The sequence below is a fragment of the Pseudomonas sp. NFIX28 genome, assembly GCF_900107395.1.
GTDB lineage: Bacteria > Pseudomonadota > Gammaproteobacteria > Pseudomonadales > Pseudomonadaceae > Aquipseudomonas.
Genome location: NZ_FNPW01000007.1, coordinates 181,852 through 199,662 on the forward strand (window position 1 = coordinate 181,852; position 17,811 = coordinate 199,662).

Annotated in this window: 17 protein-coding genes; 10 read left to right on the plus strand and 7 right to left on the minus strand. The window is 61.8% G+C overall.

What is annotated here, in order from left to right; translation table 11 throughout:
- Positions 1-24: 24 nt before the first annotated feature.
- The 5 genes from ccoS (at position 25) to BLV20_RS15765 (ending at position 4,145) form a co-directional block, all read left to right on the plus strand.
- Complete coding sequence (gene ccoS, locus BLV20_RS15745; protein ID WP_092302949.1) at positions 25-255, plus strand: cbb3-type cytochrome oxidase assembly protein CcoS; 231 nt, start codon at positions 25-27, stop codon at positions 253-255.
- Positions 248-931, plus strand: coding sequence for a sulfite exporter TauE/SafE family protein (locus tag BLV20_RS15750; protein ID WP_092302951.1), 684 nt, complete (start codon positions 248-250; stop codon positions 929-931). Before ccoS ends, BLV20_RS15750 begins: the two co-directional genes overlap by 8 nt.
- A 156-nt stretch (positions 932-1,087) precedes the next feature.
- Positions 1,088-2,470: an oxygen-independent coproporphyrinogen III oxidase gene (hemN, locus tag BLV20_RS15755; RefSeq protein WP_092302953.1), complete on the plus strand. Its 1,383-nt coding sequence runs from the start codon at positions 1,088-1,090 to the stop codon at positions 2,468-2,470.
- A gap of 308 nt (positions 2,471-2,778) precedes the next feature.
- On the plus strand, positions 2,779-3,513 hold the full coding sequence (gene fnr / locus BLV20_RS15760) for a fumarate/nitrate reduction transcriptional regulator Fnr (RefSeq protein WP_009042954.1): 735 nt from the start codon (positions 2,779-2,781) through the stop codon (positions 3,511-3,513).
- Positions 3,514-3,596: 83 nt separating this feature from the next.
- Complete coding sequence (locus BLV20_RS15765; protein ID WP_092302955.1) at positions 3,597-4,145, plus strand: adenine phosphoribosyltransferase; 549 nt, start codon at positions 3,597-3,599, stop codon at positions 4,143-4,145.
- Between the two features lie 85 nt (positions 4,146-4,230).
- Here BLV20_RS15765 and BLV20_RS15770 read toward each other — a convergent pair whose 3' ends face one another.
- From BLV20_RS15770 to dnaX, 5 genes are all read right to left on the minus strand, one after another.
- Positions 4,231-5,379, minus strand: coding sequence for an acyl-CoA dehydrogenase family protein (locus tag BLV20_RS15770; protein ID WP_092302957.1), 1,149 nt, complete (start codon positions 5,377-5,379; stop codon positions 4,231-4,233).
- A 143-nt stretch (positions 5,380-5,522) separates the two neighbouring features.
- The gene (gene recR / locus BLV20_RS15775) at positions 5,523-6,125 is read right to left on the minus strand and encodes a recombination mediator RecR (protein ID WP_009047933.1); all 603 of its coding nucleotides are present in this window, start codon (positions 6,123-6,125) and stop codon (positions 5,523-5,525) included.
- Positions 6,126-6,191: 66 nt separating this feature from the next.
- A complete protein-coding gene (locus tag BLV20_RS15780) occupies positions 6,192-7,226 on the minus strand; it encodes an NADP-dependent oxidoreductase (RefSeq protein WP_092302959.1) in 1,035 nt (344 codons plus the stop codon).
- 269 nt (positions 7,227-7,495) lie between these two features.
- A complete protein-coding gene (locus tag BLV20_RS15785) occupies positions 7,496-7,834 on the minus strand; it encodes a YbaB/EbfC family nucleoid-associated protein (RefSeq protein ID WP_009047931.1) in 339 nt (112 codons plus the stop codon).
- A gap of 66 nt (positions 7,835-7,900) precedes the next feature.
- Positions 7,901-10,000, minus strand: coding sequence for a DNA polymerase III subunit gamma/tau (gene dnaX / locus BLV20_RS15790; RefSeq protein ID WP_092302961.1), 2,100 nt, complete (start codon positions 9,998-10,000; stop codon positions 7,901-7,903).
- Positions 10,001-10,138: 138 nt separating this feature from the next.
- On the opposite strand from dnaX, the gene BLV20_RS15795 reads away from it, so the two are divergent.
- Complete coding sequence (locus tag BLV20_RS15795) at positions 10,139-10,912, plus strand: substrate-binding periplasmic protein (RefSeq protein WP_092302964.1); 774 nt, start codon at positions 10,139-10,141, stop codon at positions 10,910-10,912.
- Between the two features lie 3 nt (positions 10,913-10,915).
- On the opposite strand, the gene BLV20_RS15800 is transcribed toward BLV20_RS15795, so the two are convergent.
- Positions 10,916-12,616: a putative bifunctional diguanylate cyclase/phosphodiesterase gene (locus BLV20_RS15800; RefSeq protein WP_092302966.1), complete on the minus strand. Its 1,701-nt coding sequence runs from the start codon at positions 12,614-12,616 to the stop codon at positions 10,916-10,918.
- A gap of 601 nt (positions 12,617-13,217) precedes the next feature.
- Between BLV20_RS15800 and BLV20_RS15805 the strand changes: the two genes are divergently transcribed.
- The gene (locus BLV20_RS15805) at positions 13,218-13,532 is read left to right on the plus strand and encodes a helix-turn-helix domain-containing protein (protein WP_007922376.1); all 315 of its coding nucleotides are present in this window, start codon (positions 13,218-13,220) and stop codon (positions 13,530-13,532) included.
- Positions 13,533-13,672: 140 nt separating this feature from the next.
- A complete protein-coding gene (locus BLV20_RS15810) occupies positions 13,673-14,047 on the plus strand; it encodes a VOC family protein (protein ID WP_175540208.1) in 375 nt (124 codons plus the stop codon).
- Here the strand turns inward: BLV20_RS15810 and BLV20_RS15815 are convergent.
- Entirely contained in the window at positions 13,981-14,961 is a 981-nt protein-coding gene (locus tag BLV20_RS15815; RefSeq protein WP_092303174.1) for a DMT family transporter, read from the minus strand. The genes BLV20_RS15810 and BLV20_RS15815 overlap by 67 nt on opposite strands.
- Positions 14,962-15,063: 102 nt before the next feature.
- Between BLV20_RS15815 and BLV20_RS15820 the strand changes: the two genes are divergently transcribed.
- Positions 15,064-15,930 (plus strand): LysR family transcriptional regulator, encoded by an 867-nt coding sequence (locus BLV20_RS15820; protein WP_092302968.1) that lies wholly within the window; start codon positions 15,064-15,066, stop codon positions 15,928-15,930.
- A gap of 337 nt (positions 15,931-16,267) precedes the next feature.
- Positions 16,268-17,560 (plus strand): site-specific integrase, encoded by a 1,293-nt coding sequence (locus BLV20_RS15825; protein ID WP_092302970.1) that lies wholly within the window; start codon positions 16,268-16,270, stop codon positions 17,558-17,560.
- The last annotated feature ends 251 nt before the right edge of the window (positions 17,561-17,811 follow it).

The following is a 17,811-nucleotide window of genomic DNA, read 5'->3' on the forward strand; positions in this document are numbered from 1 at the left end:
GCCGCGCGGGCATGGAGCCTACCCATGCCAGCTCTCTACGTGATGATTCCGGCGGCGCTGCTGATCGTGGCCATCGCCATCTATATCTTCTTCTGGGCCGTCGACAGCGGTCAGTACGATGACCTCGACGGCCCCGCCCACAGCATTCTGTTCGACGACCAGGACCCCAAGCACACCGCCGCGATCGACGAGGCCAAAGGCCAACCGACGGCCGACCAGCCGCCGCACAAAGACCAGGCACCCCCTCATGCTTGAGCTGGCACCGCTGCTGGTTTCCGCGGTGATCCTCGGCCTGCTCGGCGGCGGTCACTGCCTGGGCATGTGCGGCGGCCTGATGGGCGCCCTGACCCTGGCCATTCCCCAGGAACAACGCAGCCGGCGTTTTCGCCTGCTGCTGGCCTATAACCTGGGGCGCATCCTCAGTTATGCCGCCGCGGGCCTGCTGATCGGCCTGGCCGGCTGGGCCGTGGCCAGCAGCCCGGCGGCCATGGCCATGCGCATCCTGGCCGGCCTGCTGCTGATTGCCATGGGCCTGTACCTGGCCGGCTGGTGGAGCGGCCTGACCCGCATCGAAAGCCTCGGGCGCGGCCTGTGGCGGCATATACAGCCTGTGGCCAACCGCCTGCTGCCGGTGTCGAGCCTGCCGCGCGCCTTGCTGCTGGGCGCGCTCTGGGGCTGGCTGCCGTGCGGCCTGGTCTACAGCACCCTGCTGTGGTCCGCCAGCCAGGGCAACGCCCTCGATAGCGCGCTGCTGATGCTGGCCTTCGGCCTGGGCACCTGGCCGGTGCTGCTGGCGACCGGGCTTGCGGCGGAGCGCATCACCGCCCTGCTGCGCCGGCGTAGCGTGCGCATGGCCGGCGGCCTGCTGGTGATCCTGTTCGGTATCTGGACCTTGCCCGGCCCACATCAGCATTGGTTGATGGGACATTGAGGCCAAGCCTCGCGATGCATCCAGCCATCGGCAACAACGACGCAAGGCCCGCCTGGCGGGCACCATCCACCTGCCACCCTTGATGCAAATCAAGATGGCCCGGGCACGAACCTCCTAGACTCGCTGACACTGCCAGCCTACCGGGGGAATTCCCGCATGCTCGACGCCATTCGTTGGGATACCGATCTGATCCGCCGTTACGACCTGGCGGGACCACGCTACACCTCCTACCCGACCGCTGTGCAATTCCACAGCCAGGTGGGCACTTTCGACTTGCTCCACGCCCTGCGCGAAAGCCGCAAGGCGCTGCGTCCGCTGTCGCTATATGTGCATGTACCGTTCTGCGCGAACATCTGCTACTACTGCGCCTGCAACAAAGTCATCACCAAGGACCGCGGCCGCGCCCTGCCCTACCTGCAACGCCTGGAGCAGGAAATCCAGCTGATCGCCTGTCATCTCGACCCCGGCCAGAAGGTCGAGCAACTGCATTTCGGCGGCGGCACCCCGACCTTTCTCAGCCATGACGAACTGCGACAACTGATGGGCCATCTGCGCCAGCATTTCAACCTGCTGGACGACGACTCGGGCGACTACGGCATCGAGATCGACCCGCGCGAAGCCGACTGGTCGACCATGGGCCTGCTGCGCGAGCTGGGGTTCAATCGCGTCAGCATCGGCCTGCAGGACCTCGACCCGGCGGTGCAGCGCGCGGTCAATCGCCTGCAGAGCCTGGAGGAAACGCGCGCAGTGATCGAAGCAGCGCGCACCCTGCAATTTCGTTCGATCAACATCGACCTGATCTACGGCCTGCCAAAGCAGACGCCGGACAACTTCGCCCGCACGGTCGAGGAAGTCATCAACCTGCAGCCGGACCGGCTCTCGGTATTCAACTACGCGCATCTGCCAGAACGCTTCATGCCGCAACGACGGATCAACAGCCAGGAACTGCCGGCCCCAGCGGAAAAGCTGCAGATGCTGCAACGCACCATCGAGCAACTGACCGCCGCGGGTTATCGCTATATCGGCATGGATCATTTCGCCCTGCCCGACGACGAACTGGCGATTGCCCAGGAAGAGTCGACCCTGCAGCGCAACTTCCAGGGCTACACCACTCATGGCCATTGCGACCTGATCGGCCTGGGCGTCTCGGCCATCAGCCAGATCGGCGATCTGTACTGCCAGAACAGCAGTGACCTGAACCAGTACCAGAACCTGCTGGGCGGCGCACAACTGGCTACCAGCCGCGGCCTGGTGTGCAATCAGGACGACCGCATCAGACGCGCGGTGATCCAGCAGTTGATCTGTAATTTCAGCCTCGACTTCGAGGCCATCGAGCAACAGTTCAATATCGATTTTCGTGGTTACTTCGGCGAACTATGGCCGCAACTGCAAGCCATGGCCGAAGACGGACTGATCAAGCTGAACAACGAGGGCATCGAAGTCCTGCCGGCCGGGCGCCTGCTGGTACGTTCGGTGTGCATGGTGTTTGACACTTATCTGGAGCAGCAGAATCGACAGCGTTTTTCTCGGGTCATCTAACGCGCAACAAGCAGGAAACCGAACGCCGCGCGCGACAACTTGTCGCAGGCATCCGGCAAAGACTGTCGTCAGCGATAGAACCCAGGCAAGCCTGATACTTGACGCCGAGACAATCGGCGAGCGCAAGTAATGGCCAGCGCTGGAAATACCTTGAACGGATTGCACGAGCGCAGCCTTTCCGCAGTGGCCTGGAGATCACAAACGGACACCTTTACGACTAAGCGCCAATACGGCACGGACTGGCCGGAACCTCCTCCCGTGAGTTACCCTTACGGCTTATGTGTGTTTTCCCACAAGGATTCTATTGAATGTCCGAGCCAGTAAAACTGCGCGCTCACAACCAGGCCCATTGCAAGGATTGCAGCCTGGCCCCCCTCTGCCTGCCACTTTCTCTGAATCTGGAAGACATGGATGCGCTGGACGAAATCGTTAAACGCGGCCGCCCACTGAAAAAAGGCGAATTCCTGTTTCGCCAGGGCGACGCCTTCGACTCCGTCTATGCAGTGCGCTCCGGTGCCCTGAAGACTTTCAGTCTCAGCGACGGCGGCGAAGAACAGATCACCGGTTTCCACCTGCCTAGCGAGCTGGTCGGCCTGTCCGGCATGGACACCGAGATCCACCCGGTCTCCGCCCAGGCCCTGGAAACCACGTCGGTTTGTGAAATCCCCTTCGAACGCCTCGACGAGCTGGCCCTGCAGTTGCCACAACTGCGACGCCAACTGATGCGGGTGATGAGCCGCGAGATCCGCGACGACCAGCAGATGATGCTGCTGCTGTCGAAAAAGACCGCCGACGAGCGTATCGCCACCTTCCTGGTCAACCTGTCGGCGCGCTTCCGCGCTCGCGGCTTCTCGGCCAATCAGTTCCGCTTGAGCATGTCGCGCAACGAAATCGGCAATTACCTGGGCCTGGCGGTGGAAACCGTGTCCCGGGTATTTACCCGCTTCCAGCAGAACGCGCTGATCGCCGCTGAAGGCAAAGAGGTGCACATTCTCGACCCGATCCAGCTGTGCGCCCTCGCCGGCGGCTCTCTGGAAGGCTGAGGCAGAGCCCCCGCCCGAGCCAAGCGGCTCGGTCGGGGCTATACTGGCGCGCTCCACTTCATGCCCGCCAGGACACCGCCACGATGGCCTTCGACTCCTTCGACATCAAATCCCTGATCCGCCCCGTCATCGACTTCCCCAAGCCGGGCGTGATCTTCCGTGACATCACTCCCCTGTTCCAGTCGCCCAAGGCCTTGCGCCTGGTCGCCGACACCTTTGCCCAGCGTTATGTCGAAGAAGATTTCAGCCACATCGGCGCCATGGATGCGCGCGGTTTCCTGATCGGTTCGATCATTGCCTACCAATTGAACAAACCGCTGATCCTGTTCCGCAAGCAAGGCAAACTGCCCGCCGACGTGCTTGCCGAAGGCTATCAGACCGAATACGGCGAAGCCTTTCTCGAAGCTCATGCCGACAGCCTGTGCGAAGGTGATTCGGTGCTGATGTTCGATGACCTGATCGCCACCGGTGGCACCCTGATCGCCGCAGCCAATCTGGTGCGCCGCATGGGGGCCAAAGTCTACGAAGCCGCCGCCATCATCGACTTGCCTGAGCTAGGCGGCTCGCAACGCCTGCAAGACATGGGCATTCCCACCTTCTGCCTGACCCAGTTCTCGCTGAGCGAGCGTTAAATCGCCGCCACTTGGGTTGTCGGGCCGGCGCCATCGCGAGCAAGCTTCGCTTCTACAGAGATAGCGCCCCACGCCTTCTGCCGGCCTAGAGCCCCATCTGCTTGCTGATGATTTCGTTCATCACTTCCCGGGTGCCGCCGCCGATGGACAGGATACGGTTGTCGCGATACAGCCGCTCCACCAGGCTCTCACGCATATAGCCAAGCCCCCCGAGAATTTGCACGGCATCGTGGGTGATGCGGTCGGCGGTGTCGGTGGCGAAGTTCTTGGCCATGGAAATCTCCTTGATCACGCTCTGGCCCGCCGCCATTTTCGCGGCCTGGCGATAGGTGAACTCGCGGGACACCTCCAGCGCCGTCGCCATCTCCGCCAACCGATGCTTGATGACCTGGAACTTGCCGATGGGCTTGCCGAAGGCCTCACGCTCACGGGCCCACTTAAGGCTCTCCTCCAGCGCCAGCTGCGCGGTCATGTTGGCCATCAGGGCCAGCGCCAGGCGCTCGCTCTGGAAGTTGCCCATGATGCAGGCAAACCCCATGTTTTCGACGCCGATCAACTGGTTGGCCGGTACCCGGCAATCGTCAAAAGACAGCTCGGCGGTATCGGACGCCCACCAGCCCATTTTCTTCAGTTGCCGGCCGACGGTGAACCCTGGCGTGCCCTTGTCGATCAGCAGCAGGCTGATGCCGGCGAAACCTGGCTCGCCGGTACGCACCGCCACCGTATAGAAATCGGCGCGCACGCCACTGGTGATAAAGGTCTTGCTGCCGCTGACACGATAAAAATCGCCATCGCGCACTGCCCGGGTCTGCAGGTTGGCCACGTCCGAACCGCCGCCGGGCTCGGTGACCGCCAGGGCGCTGATCTTCTCCCCTGCCAGTACCTGCGGCACCACCCGCTGGCGAATCTCGGGCCGCGCCCATTTGACGACCGGCGGCAAACCGATGTCCAGCGAGCCCAGGCCCGCCACCAGGCCACCGGAGCCACAGCGCATCAATTCCTCGCTGGCGGCGATCTTGGCGAACAGATCGCCCTCATGGCTGCCCCCCAGGGCCTCGGGATAACCGATACCGAGGATGCCGGCCGCGCCGGCCTTGAGGTACAGCTCGCGGGGAAAGCCTTGCGCCTCCTCCCACTGATCGATGTCCGGGAGGATTTCCCGCTCGACGAAGCGTCGAACGCTGTCGCGGACCAACTGATGGCTAGGGTCGAAGTATTCCTGGCAGGCAGACATCGGCAAGCTCCTCTGAAGGTTGAGGAAACTTACCTAGCGCTTGCTTGGTTTTCAAGAGAGGCCGCGTTCAGGCGATGGAACGCAATTAGAGAGCAAGCCCTTGGACCGAGCTTGCCTGCAACGACTGAAGCGGGCCGAAACGCTTACAGGGAGATCGGTTTGCGCCCGGCAAAGGAATGCGCCAGGGTGCCGCCGTCCACCAGCTCCAACTCGCCTCCCAAGGGCACGCCATGGGCGATACGCGAGGTGATCAGGCCTTTGTTGGTCAATAGCTGGGCAATGTAATGGGCGGTCGCCTCGCCTTCCACCGTCGGGTTGGTGGCTAGGATCACCTCGGTGAAACTGCCCTGCTCCTCGATCCGCGCCAGTAACTGGGGAATGCCGATGGCCTCCGGCCCCAAGCCGTCGAGAGGCGACAAGTGGCCCTTGAGCACGAAGTAACGACCGCGATAACCGGTCTGCTCCACCGCGTAGACGTCCATCGGCCCCTCGACCACGCACAGCAATGTGTCGTCACGGCGCGGATCGGCGCATTGCGGGCACAGGTCGTCCTCGGTCAGGGTACGACACAGGCGGCAGTGCCCCACGCCTTCCATGGCCTGGCTCAACGCCTGGGCCAACCGCGTACCGCCGCTGCGGTCGCGCTCCAGCAGCTGCAAGGCCATGCGCTGGGCGGTTTTCTGACCCACGCCTGGCAAAGTGCGCAGGGCATCGATCAGTTGGCGAATCAGGGGGCTGAAGCTCATGGGTAGAAAGTCCGACAAAACGACGAGACGCGGTTTATACCCGCGCCTCCGATTAGCGTCAAATGCTCAGTCCGGGGCGAGCCGCACCACCAGCTTGCCGAAGTTGCGCCCCTCCAGCAGCCCGATGAAGGCCTGCGGCGCGCGCTCCAGGCCGTCGACCACATCCTCCTTGAACTTGACCTTGCCTTGCAGCACCCAGGGCGCCATGGCGCTGACAAACTCCGGTTGCCGGTCGCCATAGTCGTCGAACACGATAAACCCCTGGATGCGCACGCGCTTGGTCAACAGCTGGCGCTGCAACAGTGGCAGGCGATCGGGCCCCGGCGGCAGTTCCTGGGCATTGTACTGAGCGATCAGCCCGCACAGCGGAATACGCGCCTTGGGGTTGAGCAATGGCAACACCGCGTCGAACACCGTGCCGCCGACGTTTTCAAAGTAGATGTCCACACCGCTGAAACAGGCCTGTGCCAATTCGTCGGCAAAGTCCGGGCTGTGATGGTTGACACACGCGTCGAATCCCAGCTCCTCGACCACATAGCGGCACTTTTCGGCACTGCCCGCCACGCCAACCACGCGCAAGCCCTTGATCTTCGCCACTTGCCCCACCACCGAACCGACGGCGCCCGACGCCGCGGCCACTACCAGGGTTTCCCCGGCCTTGGGCTGGCCGATGTCCATCAGCCCTAAATAGGCGGTCATGCCGGGCATGCCCAGCACGCCCAGGGCCATCGAAGGGCTGGGCAAACCCGCTGGCACCGGCATCAGGTTGCGACCGTCGGAAATGCTGTGGCTTTGCCACCCGGTGGTGCCCACCACCAGATCGCCCTCCTGGAATTTCGGATGCAGCGAGCGCTCGACCCGGCTGACCGCGCCGCCGGTCATCACATCGTTGATTTGCACCGGAGCGGCGTAGGACGGCGCATCGCTCATGCGCCCCCGCATATAGGGGTCCAGCGACAGGTAAAGAGTCTTGAGCAGCACCTGGCCGTCCGCCAGGTCCGGTAGCGCCACCCGCTCCAGGCGGAAATTCTCCGGCACGGGCGCGCCCTGGGGTCGGGAGGCCAGAACAATGCGCTGGTTGAGGATCAATGCTTGCGACATCAGAGCGACTCCTTATCGAGAATTGAATCAGGCCATACAGAGTGCAGACCATCGTATAGCGCTCGGCGTTCGATGTTTCTCTTCCCACGCCGCTGCCGCGGCTGCGATCGATTGCACGGCAAGCGCAATCATCCAGCCAGCCCCCATCGCCTGAATGATGACCGCTGCGCGCTCGATCGCAGCCTGGAGCAGCGGCTACAGGCAGCACAAACAAAAATGCCAGGCGCGATGCCTGGCATTTTTGAGTCCTACCGATGCGCTGGCGCGAATCAGAACGGCAGTTTCATACCCGGTGGCAGTTGCATGCCAGCGGTCATGCCGGACATTTTGTCCTGGCTGTTGGCTTCGATCTTGCGCACGGCGTCGTTGACGGCGGCGGCGAACAGATCTTCCAGCACTTCGCGGTCATCTTCGCTGACGCCTTCGAGCAGGCTTGGGTCGATGCTCACGCGCTTGATGTCGTGACGACCGGTCATGACCACGGTGACCATATCGCCACCGGCCTTGCCGGTGACTTCGGCGTTGGCCAGCTCTTCCTGCATCTTGGCCATTTTTTCCTGCATCTGCTGCGCCTGCTTCATCAGGCCGGCCATGCCACCTTTCATCATGGGAATCACCTCAAAGTACTTGGATAAAAACAGCGCCCGGCCTCAAGGCCCGGCGCCCTTCAGTTATTAACCCTGGCTGGCCAGGGCCTCGACAGGTTCAATAGTATCGTGACGGACCACCGCACCGAACTCCCGCACCATCTGCTGGATGAACGGATCGCCGTGGATCGACTCCTCGGCTTCGCGCTGGCGATTGGCCCGGCGGCGCGAAGCGGCCTGGGCAGGGGTTTCCTGCTCGGGCTTGATCAGCTCGATGCTCACCGTCAGCGTGCGCTGGTGATACTGGTTCAAGGCGTCATTCAGGCGCCGCTGCTGGGTCGCGTTGAACAAGGCGCTATGAGCCGGGTCCAGGTGCAGCAACCAATTGTCGACATCGGCGGCGATCAAGGTGCAGTTGGCAGCGATGCTCGCCGTCATCCCGGAAATCGGCAGTTTCGGGAACAGCTCCAGCCACTCCAGGGCCAGGCCGGTGGCCGGTTGGGCAGCCGGCAGTGGCTCGGGTTCCGGCTCGGGATCGGCGGCATGCTCACTGGCCAGTTCGTCCAGATAGCTGTAGGCCGAATCCATGTCCGGCTCGATGTAGTCTTCGTCCAGCGGCGGTTCGTCGTCCAGGTCGATGCCCGGTGTCGCCGCATCGACCTCGGCGACGCTGGGTTCCGGCACCGGGGCGCTGACCCATTCCGGCGCATCCGGCACCACGCTGTCCGGCGTCGGTGTCGGCATCGGGGGCAGCTCAGGCTGCTCTGCCGCGGTCTCCAGCACTGGCTCGACGGCCGGCTGCTGCTCGACGACCGGCTCAACCGGGTCGTTCCACGGCAGGTCGATCACCTCTTCGGCGGCGACAGGCGCCGGCTGGGGCACCTCGGCCAGCGGTTGCGGCACAGGCGCCACGGGCGCAGCGGGAACAGGTGCCGCGACAGGAGCAACCGCAGGAGCAGCCTCGACCACCGGAGCCACGGCTGGCGCGGCGGCAATACTTACCGGTGCAGCAACGGCTGCGCCAGCCACGGATTGGGCGGAATCAACTGTGGCCTGGCTGATCCCCACTGGCTTTAGCGGCTGTCTCGGCGCATCTGCCGAATCCGCTGGCCGGAAGGCCAGCATTCGCAGCAGGACCATCTCGAAACCGCCCCGAGGATCTGGCGCCAGCGGCAAGTCGCGCCGGCCGATCAGGCCCATCTGGTAATAAAACTGCACATCTTCGGCCGGCAACGCCTGGGCCAGGGCGAGTACCCGGTCGCGGTCGCCATGCCCGTTGTCGACACCGTCCGGCAAGGCCTGGGCAATGGCCACGCGGTGCAAGACATTGAGAATCTCCGAGAGCACGCCATTCCAGTCCGGCCCTTGTTCGGCAAGGTGGCGCACGGCCTCCAGCAGGGCCTTGGCATCGCCGTTGATCAGCGCGTGCAAGACGTCGTAGACCTGGCCGTGATCGAGCGTGCCGAGCATCGCGCGCACATCGGCGGCCATGACCTTGCCTTCACCGAAGGCAATGGCCTGGTCGGTGAGGCTCATGGCGTCACGCATCGAGCCATCGGCGGCGCGGCCCAATAGCCACAGCGCGTCGTCTTCGAACGGCACGTTCTCGACGCTCAGCACATGGCTCAGGTGCTCGACCACTCGCTCCGGAGTCATGTTCTTCAGGGAGAACTGCAGGCAACGCGAAAGAATCGTTGCAGGAAGTTTCTGCGGGTCAGTGGTCGCCAGAATGAATTTGACGTAGGGCGGCGGCTCTTCCAGGGTCTTCAACAAGGCGTTGAACGAGTGGCTGGACAGCATGTGCACTTCGTCGATCAGGTAGACCTTGAAGCGCCCGCGGCTCGGCGCGTACTGCACGTTGTCCAGCAGCTCGCGGGTGTCCTCGACCTTGGTCCGGCTCGCGGCGTCGATCTCGATCAGGTCGACGAAGCGCCCCTCATCGATCTCGCGGCATACCGAGCAGGTGCCACAAGGCGTGGAGGTGATACCTGTTTCACAGTTCAGGCATTTGGCAATGATCCGCGCGATGGTGGTCTTGCCCACCCCGCGGGTGCCGGTAAACAAATAGGCATGGTGCAGCCGCTGGCTGTCCAAGGCATTGATCAGAGCCTTGAGCACATGGGTCTGGCCGACCATTTCGCGAAACGAGCGCGGACGCCATTTACGTGCAAGAACCTGATAACTCATCGAAAACCGTCGCGACTGGGAAGCGGAAGCCCGTAATGCTAGCGGAGCAAGGGCGAAATTGCATCCGGTGCGCTCGTCTAATCTGGCTAAGCTGCTCTGAGCAAGGCCCGTCGGTGGCCTTTTCCCGCAGGAGACTCTATGCGTTTAGCCTTGGGCGCCTTTCTGCTGGTGGTCATGAATGGTTATGCCGCAGAACCCGCCCTGCGCTTCTCGGTCCCCGACAGCTGGGCCATGCCCGTGGTACAGATCGAACGCGGCCGGCCCAACCAGGGCATTCTCCACGACATGATGGCCAGCCTCGCCACCCAGGTCGGCAGCCCCGCCGAGTTTCATGTCCTGGCCCGGGCCCGCGTCCAGGCGGCCATGGACCATGGCGAGATCGATATCCGTTGCTACGCCGCCCAATCCTGGCTGCCCGACCAGCCCGGCGACTACCTCTGGAGCGTTCCGCTGTTCGTCCAGCGCGACTTGCTTGTCAGCCGCGAGCGACATGCGCTGCCGCTCATGCCCAAAGACTTGCCGACGCAGCCCATCGGCACCGTCCTCAGCTACACCTACCCCTCGCTGCAACCCTTGTTCGACAGCCGCCAGTTGGTCCGCGACGACGCCCGTAACCAGGAACAGGTGCTGCAAAAACTCTGGGCCGGCCGCTACCGCTACGCGGTGAGCAACCAATGGACGCTGGACTGGTTCAATCAGACGCTACCACCGGAACAGCAGTTGCACGGCGTGGCCGTCCTGCAGGAACAGGCGGTCGGCTGCGTCGTCCGCAACGATCCGGCGCTGCCGGTACAGCGAGTGCTGCGCACCCTGTTGCGGATGAAAATGTCGGGGGAGATCGACGACATCATCGGCCTGTACACCGGCCGCAGGCCGACCGAGAGCGCCCCGCAGAGCTACGAGGCACCTTAGGTATCAGCCGACCTGGTCCTGCGGACACCATTCCAGCGGCGGTAGGAAGGTCGCCACCCAGCCCGGCACCTCGGCGGCCGGCATGGGTGGGGCAATGAAATAGCCTTGCGCCACATCGCACCCCAGCGACATCAGCAGCTCGCCGTGCTCCATGGTTTCCAGGCCCTCGGCCACCACCTGGCGGTCAAACGCCCGGGCCAGGCCGATCAAGGCCTGGGTCAACGCCAGGTCGCCCTTGTCGTGCAGCATGTCGCGCACAAACATGCGATCGATCTTGATGGTCTGGGTGCGCAAGCGCTTGAGGTAACTCAGCGAAGAATGCCCGGTGCCAAAATCCCCCAGCGAAAACTGCACCCCCAGCGCCTGGCAGGCCTCGAGGCAAGCGCTGACGTGCTGGATATTCTCCACCGCCACCGCCTCGACGATTTCCAGGTCCAGCAGTTGCGGGGCAATCTGCGGATGGCGCTCGAGCACCGCCTTGAGCCGATCGACGAAATCCGCTCGCTGGAAATGCCGCGCGGCGATATTGACGCTGATCGGCCAGCGCTGCCCGGCCAGTTGCCATTGCCGCAACTGCGCCATGACCTGCTCCATCACCCACTCGCCGATATCGACGATCAGGTCGGTCTCCTCCACCAGCGGCAGGAACTCCCGAGGTGCGACCATGCCACGCTGCGGATGCTGCCAGCGCAGCAACGCCTCGAAACCAACCACCTCGCCGCTGCGCATATTGACCTTGGGCTGGAAATGCAGGCACAGCTCGCCGGCCGCCATTGCCTGCCTGACCCGCTCGACGGTCTGGTGGGTAGCCTTGACCTCGCGGTCCCGCGACACATCGAACAAGTGAAAGCGATTGCGCCCGCTCTGCTTGGCCACATACATCGCCTGGTCGGCATGCCGCAGCAAGGTGTCGGCATCATCGTTGTCGGCGGGAAACAGCGTCACGCCGATGCTGGCGCAGACGTTGATCTCCTTGTCCTGGATCAGGTACGGCGTGGCGATCACCCCCAGCACTCGGTGCAGCGCTGCCCGCAGCTCACGAATATCACGCACATGGCGCAGGATCAGCACGAACTCGTCGCCAGCCAGCCGCGCCACCACGTCTTCGCCGCGAATGATCGAGCGCAGGCGCGTCGCCACCTCCACCAGCAGCAGGTCGCCGCTGGCATGCCCATAGCCATCGTTGACGGCCTTGAAGCCGTCGAGATCAAGCATGCATACCGCTAGCGCGATGTTTTCCCTGCGCGAGTAATCCAGTGCCTGGTTGAGCAGGTCGGATAGAAAGGAACGGTTGGGCAAGCCGGTCAGCACGTCATGGCCGACCCGCCATTGCAGCGAGTGCAGCAGCTGGCGTTTTTCGCTGATATCAAAACGGATCGCCACATAGCGCTGGACCCGCCCCGTGGCCTCGTCGAGCAAGGGCACGACGGTGCTGTCGACCCAATACAAGGTTCCGTCCTTGGCCCGGTTGCAGATCTCGCCTTTCCACACCTGGCCCAGGGCAATGGTGCGCCACATGGTGCTGAAAAATTCGGGAGGGTGCAGGCCGGAACCAAGGATCCGGTGATTGGCGCCCAGCAGCTCTTCACGGCTGTAGCCGGAAATCGAACAGAACTGGTCGTTGACGTAGGTAATCCGGCCGGTCAGGTCGGTCTCGGAAAAAATGGCGGCGGCATCCACGGCCCTGCGATATTTCTCATCCATGAGTCTGGCTCACTGTCGCTAGCGGTTTAACCGCTCGACCAAGGCACAAGGCCCGGAAGAGATGTTTGGGCGTTCATCCTCACTGCTTTCGCAACACCAGGCAGGCCTGGGCTGCTGGTCCGAAAATATCTGCTTAACAGAGGTGACCGGCACATTCAGACGCACGTTAGAACTCCATAGACAGCCTTCGACAATGCCAGCCAGACAAGCCGGCAAAAGGCCGACCCGCGGAAATGGCGCACCGTCTCGCCCCACCTGACACAAATTGCAACCGTAAAGCGACTGACATCGGGGTTGACCTTCGAATCGACGAAGATCAACTAAAATCAGTTATGGATCAGCCGAATTTGGCGGGTGGGACACTGGCAACCATCAGCGAGATGCTCGCGCCTGCGCCATACCCTCGATTCTGGTGAACAAGGAAAAATGCAATGAGTTCTTGTTTCATCAGTTCATCTTCTGAAACTAGATCACCAAATGCCTGTCCGAAGCGTCGATTCTACGAATTGCATCACATTTTGCAAGGCAAGGTGATGAATCATGGCGTTGCCTAATGCAAAGATTTATCGTTAAGTTCTTGATTCTAAATGGGAATTGAGCGATGCAAATTTCAAGTTTGGGTCCAGCCATCAGGCGTTACCGCAAGGTAGCGGGGCTTACTCAGGCTGAACTAGGCGAAAAAACCGGTTTTGACCCTAAAACCATCAGCCGCTTCGAAACCGGCACCTACACCCCCAGTGTGGAAGCCCTGTTCCTGCTGGCCGATGTACTCGGGGTGAAGCTGAAAGCCTTTTTCGCAGATCTGGGCGACGAAGACGAACAGCGGGCGTATCTGTTCGGTGTCATTCACAAAGCCACCCCGAAGGACCTGGGAAAGCTGATAGCAGCGGTAGACCTGGCCTTGTCCAAGCCTTAGAGCCGAGCAACACGAAGAGGAGGCAGACTTATCGAAGCCGATAGTCTGCCTCCTCTTTATTTCCGCCAGGCGACTCCTGACAGGAACTGACAGCGGCGCCCCTTAAGCTGGCGCACAGCCCAACCTTCCCAGGAGTCCAGATGATCGCTACCAGCACTTACCTTCTGCTTTACGTCGACAGCCCCGCCACCAGCGCCAACTTTTACAGCCGCCTGCTGGACAGGCCACCGGTCGCGTTATCGCCGGCCTTCACCCTGTTCGTACTCGACTCGGGGCTCAAGCTCGGCCTTTGGGCCAGGCACGATGTCGAGCCCGCCGCCCAGGTCACCGGCGGTGGCGGCGAACTGGCCCTGGCCGTGGCCGATACTCAAGCCGTCGATCTGTTGCACGGCCAATGGGCCGAATCCGGTGTAAGCATCGCCCAGCCTCCGACCAGCCTGGACTTCGGCTATACCTTCGTCGTCCTGGACCCCGACGGGCATCGGCTGAGGGTGTTTTGCCCCGCCCCGGAGTGAACGGGAGCCTTGCCGACCACACCCGGCAGCATGGAGCGGCGCCGCGCCCAGCGCCCCTCCAGCTGCATCGCCATCACACTGCCGAGCACGATCGCCGCCCCCAGGATCACCGCGCCATGTACTCGCTCATGCAGGACCAGCGCCGCCAAAAGCATGGCGATTGGCGGTATCAGGTACATGGCGATGGACGCCCGGCTGACCTCGACCCGCGCCAATACATAAGCCCACGCCAAATACGCCAGCGCGCTGGGAAACAGCCCCAGCAGCACCACCGCCAGGTTCACCCGCCACGGCGCCTGGACCACCGCGACCGCCAGCCCCGGCCAATACAGGCTCAACAGCAAGGTGCCGGCCCAGACCATGTAGCAAACGGTGGTCAGCAGGTCGTAACGCCCCGAATAGCGCCGCTGCAAAACGAAGTACAAACCCCAGGAGAAAGCGGCCAGCAGCACCAGCAACCCCTGGGGCCTGATCGACGCCACGCCCTGGTCGCCCCACACCACGACGACCGCCCCGAGCAAGCCCAACCCCACGCAACCCCAGCGCCAGCCGCTGACCGACTCCTTCAACCAGAAAAACGCAATCAGGGTGCTGAAAATCGGCGCCGATTGCGCCAGCACACTGGAAGCCCCCGCACTCAAACCCTGCTGACCGTAATTGAGGCTGACGTGATGCAGGGCGATGGCAAAAAAGCCCAGCACCAGCAACCAGGGCAAATCCCGCCAGTGCGGCAGGGAGATTCTTTTCACCAGCGCAATGGCACCCATGAACAGTGAGGCAATCAGAAAGCGCAGCAACGCCAGATGACCAGGCTCGTAGCCTTCCAGCCCGATGTGGATACCCACCGGCGAATAGGCCCAGCACAAAATGACCGCGGCGGTCGCCAAAACCAGCTTCAGAGGTGAGACGTTCAAGAGACAGGCACTCAGCAGCACAAGGAAGGCCTGCAGTCTCTCGCCCGCCACAACTCACCACAATTAACGGATACTGAGCCAACACCTCACTGGAAATGAGCAATGGAACTGAGCCAACTGAAGATGGTGAAAGCCGTGGCCCGTACCGGCAGCATTGCCCGGGCAGCCGAGCAACTGCATTGCGTGCCTTCCAACATCACCAACCGCCTCAAGCAACTGGAAAGCGAGCTGGGCACCCACCTGTTTATTCGCGCCGGCCGCGGGCTGAAGATCAGCCCCGACGGGGAAATCTTTCTCGGCTACAGCGAGCGCATCCTGGCGCTGGTGGACGAAGCCAAGCGCGCCGTCGACCGCAAGGCCGAGCCCAGCGGCGTCCTGCGCATCGGCGCTATCGAATCCTGCGCCGGCGGGCGCTTGCCGCCACTGCTGGCGGAATTCCACCAGCGCTTTCCACAAGTCACCCTGGAGCTGGTCACCGGCACCTGGTCGCAACTGTTCGAAGAACTGCAACACCACCGGATCGACGGCGCCCTGGTCGCGGTCGACACCATCCCCCCGAAACTGCAGCGCACCGCCCTCTACAACGAGCCACTGGTGCTGGTCACCAGCGCCGAGGCCACGCCCGTGCTGAACCCGCAAGACCTGCAGGGCCAGACCTTGTTCATGTGGCCCGGCGACTGCCCTTACCGTCGCGCCCTGGAGCACTGGCTGAACGCCCACGACGTGACAGCGACCCTCATCGGCTATGCCAGCTGGGGCACCATCATCGATTGCGTCAGCGCCGGCGCCGGCATGACCCTGGCCCCGGAAGGCGTGCTCGAGCGCTACACCCTGTCCGCTGGCCTGGCGCGCTATCGCTTCGCCGACCTGCAGCCGATCGACATTCGTTTTGTCTGGAACAAGGAAATACAACGCCACACCGCACGGGACGCGTTTGCGCAGTTGTTGCAGGAGCGATTGGGGAAATGAAACGAGCGACTGGCGAAAAAGCCAGAACCGAATCAAAACAGGGGGGATATTCAGAATATTCGTCGAGGACCGACAGAAGGCGTTATGGAGGCAACCCCACCAGCCACACCCCGGCACACAATGTCACCGCTGCGGCTGCTCCCTTCCAGGCCTGACCGAGGTGGCATGCAAGCATGCTTCGCAGTTCGCTGAAAGGCTCACTGCGTCTGGGCTGACGGGGTTTTGCTCGGGGACTCTCGCACTTGGAATCAGGTGCGGAACACACCACTGAAAGACGTCAAAAACTCGGGGTGTAGCCAGCACTGTCACACATTGCTGTCACACACGAGTGTCACACATGACCTACATTGTCCGTCGCGGCGCCTGCTATTACTTGAATCTCCGCCTTCCAAAACATCTGTTCCCACGCTGTCACACATTGCGTTTGAGCTTGAACATTCGCGAGCGTCAGAGCGCCTTGTTCCTCGCTGCTTCCCTTGCCCAGCAGGTACACGGACATCTATCCGAACACCCTCTGGCAGACATCCCAACGCTGCGTAGGCTTTGCACTGGATGGAGAGATACGTGCCCTACCCCGTTCTCAATACGCAGCTCACACCAAGCCATAGCCAAGCCAACGAGATCGGCCGCTAATGGCCCAACACTGTCTAGTCTGTCGAAGCTCTATATAGAAGAAGGCAAACGTGGCAGCACGTGGCGAACTGTCAGCACCTTCGAGGTGGAGCGCGCTCTACGCGATTTATTCGAGTTGATGGGTGACATGCCCGCCGAAGACTTCGATACCCAGCAAGCCCGACTACTGAAGGAACGGCTGAGCCGATGCCCTCAATACTTTGGCCTACGCCCCGAGTTCGAAGGTAAGACCCTGCGACAGGTTGTCGAATCAGCTAGCACATACAAGACGATCTCTGCGGTAACGGTGAACAACCGGCTACGCAAACTCTCTGCCTTTCTCAACTGGTGCAAGGCCAATGGCTACATCGCGGACAATCCATTAGCAGGTCTGAAGGTAAAGACAGGATCAGCCAAGGACGCACGACTTTCATTTGAACAACACGACCTGACGACCCTGCTCAATCTGGATGGACTTAAGGCGGAGTCTCATAAATACCCTTGGCGGTACTGGATACCATTGCTGGGCCGCTACACGGGTGCAAGATTGGAAGAGTTGTGTCAGCTGCGCGTCGATGACTTCATCCAGCAACAGGGAATTCAATGCATTCGGATTGATGACAGCAGCGAAGGCCAGAACCTGAAGAACTCCAGCAGCCGACGCTTGCTGCCCCTCCACCCCGCGTTGTTCGAACTTGGCCTGCTGCGGCATGTTGAGTCGATCAAGGCCAGCGGGATAGACCGGTTGTTCCCTGAGCTTGAGCCAGTACGGGGAAAGCTTGGCCATGCCGTTTCAAAATGGTTCGGACGCTACAAGACAAAACGAGGGATTACCGACCCAAAGAAGACCTTTCACTCTTTTCGCCACACACTGATAGATGAACTACGAGATGCTGGCGTGCAAGACTCGCTGATCAAACGGATCGTTGGCCATGAAGACAGTGCGGTGACATTCGGCGTCTATGGCAGTAGAGCGCCACTGAAAGCGATGGCAGAAGCTCTACAGCACATCGCCTGACCAACCAACGATAACTAACTGGGCGACTGACTAGCACGTCAGTGCCCAACATTGACGTTTAGGCACGGAAAAAAACCTTCGGATACCGGCAATTAACTTCGGTAAAACATGCATCAGATTTGCCACTACTTGGACACCCACTGCCGTTACACCCAGTATTTATGGGCGTACATGTTGCCTAAACTAAGCAAAGGGCCTTTCTCGCTCCGAAAGTAGGTTTTCTGAAAAGCCAGCCAGTTGAAGAAGTCAAT